Origin of the sequence: Oligoflexus sp. (genome assembly GCF_035638955.1) — a bacterium.
Classification (GTDB): domain Bacteria; phylum Bdellovibrionota_B; class Oligoflexia; order Oligoflexales; family Oligoflexaceae; genus Oligoflexus.
Map to the genome: position 1 here is coordinate 1 of NZ_DASQYZ010000004.1, position 5,263 is coordinate 5,263.

A 5,263-nucleotide genomic window follows, 5' to 3' on the forward strand; every position below is an offset into this window, starting at 1 on the left:
CTTCAGGAAAAAAGGCCAGTTGCAGATCGCAAAAACCATCCGTTCCTGCCTTTATGGCAAAGACACTGACCTCGGATACCTCTTCCCAAAAATCTGAAGTCAAAGAGATAACGATTCATAAACAGGAGCTCCGTTTCTTACGGCACTGCTGCGGCCAGAAAATGAACTTTCTGCGAAAAAGCGAATGAATTAAACGCTGGCTCTGCCCTCCAGCCCGAATTTCAACGTCGTCACAATCCAATGAAGCCCACTCACACAGCGCCCGGATCAATTCTTAAGCATTCTTTCCGGGGCCCTGACTAAAAGCCCATCGGAAATTCCCTCTATTTCGTCGGATACCTTTATGGTCGGCCTTCAGATGGTACTTTGTGCATTTCTATGGGCGGTCTGGGGTTGGCAGGTGATGCTCTGGGGAATTTTTCTAAGAATGGTTGCAGTATACCATGCAACGTGGTTCGTGAATAGTGCAGCACATAAGTGGGGCTATCGGAATTATCAGGACGGTGATCAGGCTACAAATTGTTGGTGGGTGGGCCTGCTGACATTTGGCGAGGGATGGCACAACAACCACCATGCACATAGCAACGTTGCACCGGCAGGCCGTCAGTGGTGGGAGTTGGATGTGACTTGGCTGTTCATCAAATTCTTGCGCAGTGTGGGCTTGGCGACTGATGTGAAGACTCCACCGGCGCTGGAACTCGATCCCAATTCAATTCGACTTGCCCGTAAAACGAATGCAGGCGGCTCGGCGAGTTGTCCAAACCCGCTCTTTCTCTTTTCAAAACCAGAAACTCCCTAGGCTCATGATTGAAACAGTCCGCTGCTGCACCGTCAGTCTTAAGGCAGAAAAGTCGCTGAAGGTCCATAGCAGGGGAATCTCCCAGTTCGAATCTCACATCAAGGAATTGGGGAATTCAGGGCGGCAGTCCCATCAGTCCTCGACATAGGTATCCGCAAACTCAAAGAGATGGCTGAATTGAAAGATTTGCTCGAGCAACGTCCGAGATTCTGCTGTCCGCGCGTGCATCTTGTATTGCAAAGCGAAGGGCTTGTGAAAAACCACAAATGACGCTTCGGACGGGAAATGACTGCAGCATCACCACGCTGCATGATGCTATGTCAACTTTTCACATTCGCAACGCGCCCGTCCAGCAGGAACGCGGTGCAGCGTGGGATCCCAAATCCATGTCGAGTTCCATACATACAGATTTACATGTTGGCATCGCCTTTGCAGACCTAAAGTAAAGTCCGATGTCCGGACGTTTTCTCATTTCCTATGACATTGTTAGGAGGCTTTATGAGTAAGGTGGCGTTTGCGAAGTCCTTGGGAATTAGTCCAGTCGCGGAACCAGACCTACCAAGTCCTACACTCCTCAAATCCCTGGATTATGGTAATATTGCCCGCATGGCCGCCATTGCCGGTTTGAGCTTTCTTGCTTACAGGTCTCTGAAAGCGCTTTTGTTGAGCGAGATGGCTGCGGTTGCCTTGGAAAAAATAATGGGCAATCTGAGCCAACGTCAGCAATCGTGAGATCAAGACTCAACCCGTTGCCCTTGGCAGATAGCCCATGCAACGGGCAGGGTCGAAGTTTTCACCAAAGACGTCCGCCTGCACGCCGAAGGTTTTTTGAATGCTGTTGAGCAAAAGATGATGCGCCACAGCGCAGTTCATGGCCCGGACTTGATTAATGTCCTGAATGCCGCCCGGAGCGTAGTCCACGAACCGGCCCATCTTAAAGGTACCCGCCTTTTCACCGAGGCCACCGGCCAGAACATAGGGCAATCGACCACTCATGTGCGAAGCCTGATCGCCCATTTGCGTGGTCCATACCACCAGGGTATTATCGAGAACTGTCGACCCATCGGCTTCGCGAACGGCATCCAGCCGCATCAGAAAACGCGCCACGGCCTTGGCCACAACGGTCTGGGCATCGCGAATCAGAAGTTGCGGAGCCAGGCTGGCAAATCGGTCGCCGACCAGCTGAGCATGGGCCACATGCTGATGCGTGTCGGTGATGGTCATGGCACCCACCCGATTGCCCGCCATATCATAGGTATCGATCGACTTGCCGAGAAAACTGTCTTCGACATTCCCATGATTGATCTTCACGCAGGCCACCTGGGTGATGCCTAGAATCAGGCCATCGGCAATCAAATCCAGATCCTTCGTGTATTGATCGTAAGGCCCCGTGATGGGAATTGGCGTTCGATAATCGGGGGTGGAGGCTGGCTTGACCGGAACAGGAATCGGTGTCGTCACGATAGGCTTGGGCGCCAAGGCATCCATATGCCCTTCAAGGGTCGTTATATACTGATCCAGCCTGCTTTGCGCCTCAGGTCCCAGGCGCTTGCGTAGCAGGCTCGCATCCGCGATTTGCTGCTGCACAAGATTGCGTCGGTAGGTTTGGAGAGCCAGCTCGGATGTATCCTGAGTCGGTGGCGTATAGAGGGCAAATAACGCATCAAAAATGCGAGTGGGTGTCCCGACCGCACTGATGGGATAACCAGGGCCCGCGTAGTAGTATTCACTGCCGGGTCCACCTTCACCGCCGATGGCCGCATAGAGAGGCCGGGTTTCCTGCAGCTGACGGATGATCGCGCGATCCACCGAAGGACCGCGAGCAAAATTCGGATCGCCGGGTTTCGAGTTGGCCCAGGCTGTAAAGGTCGTGGCACGGGCTTCATGATTTTCCACACCAAAGGCAGCCGCATAGTTACCGACGCCGTTCAGAATAAGAAGTTTGGAACGTAGAGGCGCCAGGGCTTTGAGAACAGCACCATCAAATTCAATGTTGAAGTCGTTTTCACCACCCCGAGGACGCCACCATAGGCTCGACCCCCCCGATTCGCCGCAGATGAACACCACGCGTTTGACAGGACCGGTGACTTCCTCGCTTTGGGCCATGGCTAAACTTCGCGCCAGAGGCATGGAAACGGCCAGGCCCCCAATGCTTTTCAGGATGGAGCGACGTGACAGACGTAAATGCTTGTTGCTCATAAGTGTCCCTGCCCCAATCAACGCATGCGCATGTAAACGGAATCAGACTTCATAATATCGCGAAAATAATTGGCCAGACTGTCCTTGCCACTTGTCTGTGGCATAAGATGCTTTTCCGCCAACACATCGGCCGTGGCGCGTTCCGTGTCCGACAGATCGCGGCCCAAAATGTAGCGTAGTGCATTGCGCGAGAAACACCGGGCGAAGGTCGGTGACTGAGCAATACTGTCGGAAAACTCCTTAGAGGATCCTGTGGCAATGGAATCGGCTGGGCCGCCAAGCGACACCGTGACCTGAGATGGAATGCCAAGGGCACTGAAGTTCACCATGATATTTTTATTGGCGCCGAAACCATCAAAGGTATGGAGCGCGAGCCCCGTAGGATCGATCAGCCGATGGCAACCGATGCAAGCCGGGCGGGCGCCATGCATCAGGGTGAGTTTGATGTTATAGTCGGGGTCCGTCACCGACAAATCCTTGGGAGCCGCAGCGTCGAGAGTTCCGGGCGGCACGCCCATATTCTGGCAGAGTCCATTGCGAATGATACGAACGCCGCGCAGTATCATGGACGACTGACCGTTCTTGCTGGTTGAGGTCAGGAACGCCTTGCTGGAAAAAATTCCGTATCCGTCGTTTTCTGGATTGGGTTTGGTGAATAACGCCTGCAACGTTCCCTCTTGGGCCAGCGTCTCGGCCACGAACTGATGGGTCGCCGCGATGAGGTTTTTGGCTTTTTGCTTGGACCACGTTGGATCACCCTGCACTTCCGCATGTTCCAGATCGTAATACATAAGCCACTGACTGATCATATTCGACAGAATATCAGCCAGCGCGGACGAGTCCACAAGGTCATCGATGAGCTGAGCAAAACGCTTGGGATCGTCGGCAAAATCCTTTATGGAATTGATCTGCTCAAAAGTGGGAGGTCGGTGCTTCAGGTCATAGGAAATAGCTGTAAGCTTTTCCCAGGGCGTCAAAGCATATTCGGAAGCGGTGGCTTCAGGGCCGCTTTCCAGCCTGAACAGGAATCTTGGATCAAAAATTATTTGCGTCAAAATATGGGACAGCGCTGCGCCTTGCACAGTCAAAGCCAGGTTGGAAATGCCTGCCGATTGCTTGCCGAGGGTATCAAGTTCGGCTGCTGTCAAAGGCCGCCGCCAGGCATGAGTCGCGATTCTTTCCAGAAATCGCAGGCGGCAGCTGGGGGCTTCCAACGCATCACATTGCACCAGACGATCGGCAAGTTGAGGCAAGGCCAGGGATTCGATCAGAGCGGTGATATCCCGATTGAGTCCAGCCAGGCTTGAGGAGTCGTTGAGAATGCCATAGGAATTGCGAAAAATCTGCGATTTGCTGGATTGTTCCACAAAGCCTTCCAGCTCCGGGATAACCGGCAAAGCCAGGATATCCTGCAGTGAGTTTTGAATTTCCATCTTTCCCAGCGGCCTTAGATCAGCCCTCGTGAACTGAAAGGTGGGGCCCGGTGTTGGTGTAGGCGTAGGAGTGGGAAGGGTGGCGGCGGCATCGGCTGAAAGTTTTTCTGTACGATGGCGAAAAGACGTCGGCTGGACCGCACACGAGGCCATCCAACACGCAAACCAACCAAGCCTGAAAACTGATCTCATGCTCTTCTCTAAAATAAGGGGCAGCCGACTGATGCGCACTTTATAAGCAAAAGATCGGTTGGAATTCGTAGGAATTTAGACTTTATTGTATGGATGTGACGGAAGGAAGCGACAGCTCCTATGCTCCCCTTCCTGGATAAAATCCATAAAGGGGTCAAAGACTGAAGCTTACTTGGACGTTACCGACCAGTTGGTCGCTGCATAAAGAAATTGAAAGCCCGAACGCTGGAGATTTCGAAAACTGGGCGTCAGGAATTCGACATCCGTTAAGAGCGTCTTAACTCCAGGAATGGCAGCATCCTGGAGACGTCTTTCAATAAAGGCGCTTTGGCCCCCCCCGACTTCAGAAGCGCTCAAAGGTATAAGCATTGGCGAGCCAGGCCCGCTCACCGGCGAGGTAAAGGGTCGCAAGCCCAGCCAGCTGCTGATCGATCGGCAACGCTTGGTCTGGTTCCGGGATCAGACAGTTTTCTGCGTTGAGCTCATACGCCTTTCGGGAAGATTGATCACAAAACGAGTGAAGGGTGCCGTCTCGTCGAGTCGGATGTGGCCTTGGTGACATTCGATGATGCCCCTGGTCACACTGAGGCCAAGTCCCGTGCCTTTGCCGATCGGTTTGGTCGTGAAGAATGGTTGAAAT

At 53.2% G+C, this 5,263-nt stretch carries 5 protein-coding genes; 2 read left to right on the forward strand and 3 right to left on the reverse strand.

The window, feature by feature from the left end:
- Nucleotides 1-343 precede the first annotated feature (343 nt).
- Complete coding sequence (locus VE954_RS00135) at nt 344-799, forward strand: fatty acid desaturase (RefSeq protein ID WP_324948378.1); 456 nt, start codon at nt 344-346, stop codon at nt 797-799.
- A gap of 498 nt (nt 800-1,297) precedes the next feature.
- Nucleotides 1,298-1,531 carry a hypothetical protein gene (locus VE954_RS00140; RefSeq protein ID WP_324948381.1) on the forward strand — a complete coding sequence of 78 codons (234 nt, stop codon included), beginning with the start codon at nt 1,298-1,300 and terminating at the stop codon, nt 1,529-1,531.
- 9 nt (nt 1,532-1,540) lie between these two features.
- On the opposite strand, the gene VE954_RS00145 is transcribed toward VE954_RS00140, so the two are convergent.
- From VE954_RS00145 to VE954_RS00155, 3 genes are all read right to left on the reverse strand, one after another.
- On the reverse strand, nt 1,541-2,998 hold the full coding sequence (locus tag VE954_RS00145) for a DUF1552 domain-containing protein (protein ID WP_324948383.1): 1,458 nt from the start codon (nt 2,996-2,998) through the stop codon (nt 1,541-1,543).
- A gap of 17 nt (nt 2,999-3,015) precedes the next feature.
- Nucleotides 3,016-4,623, reverse strand: coding sequence for a DUF1588 domain-containing protein (locus tag VE954_RS00150; protein ID WP_324948385.1), 1,608 nt, complete (start codon nt 4,621-4,623; stop codon nt 3,016-3,018).
- Nucleotides 4,624-5,082: 459 nt separating this feature from the next.
- On the reverse strand, nt 5,083-5,263 hold a 181-nt coding region (locus tag VE954_RS00155; protein ID WP_324948387.1), incomplete at its 5' end, for an ATP-binding protein.

Coding starts and splice junctions, on each gene's coding strand:
- VE954_RS00135 (WP_324948378.1), top strand. CDS start 344: ATGGTCGGCCTTCAGATGGTACTTTGTGCATTTCTATGGGCGGTCTGG.
- VE954_RS00140 (WP_324948381.1), top strand. CDS start 1,298: ATGAGTAAGGTGGCGTTTGCGAAGTCCTTGGGAATTAGTCCAGTCGCG.
- VE954_RS00145 (WP_324948383.1), bottom strand. CDS start 2,998: ATGAGCAACAAGCATTTACGTCTGTCACGTCGCTCCATCCTGAAAAGC.
- VE954_RS00150 (WP_324948385.1), bottom strand. CDS start 4,623: ATGAGATCAGTTTTCAGGCTTGGTTGGTTTGCGTGTTGGATGGCCTCG.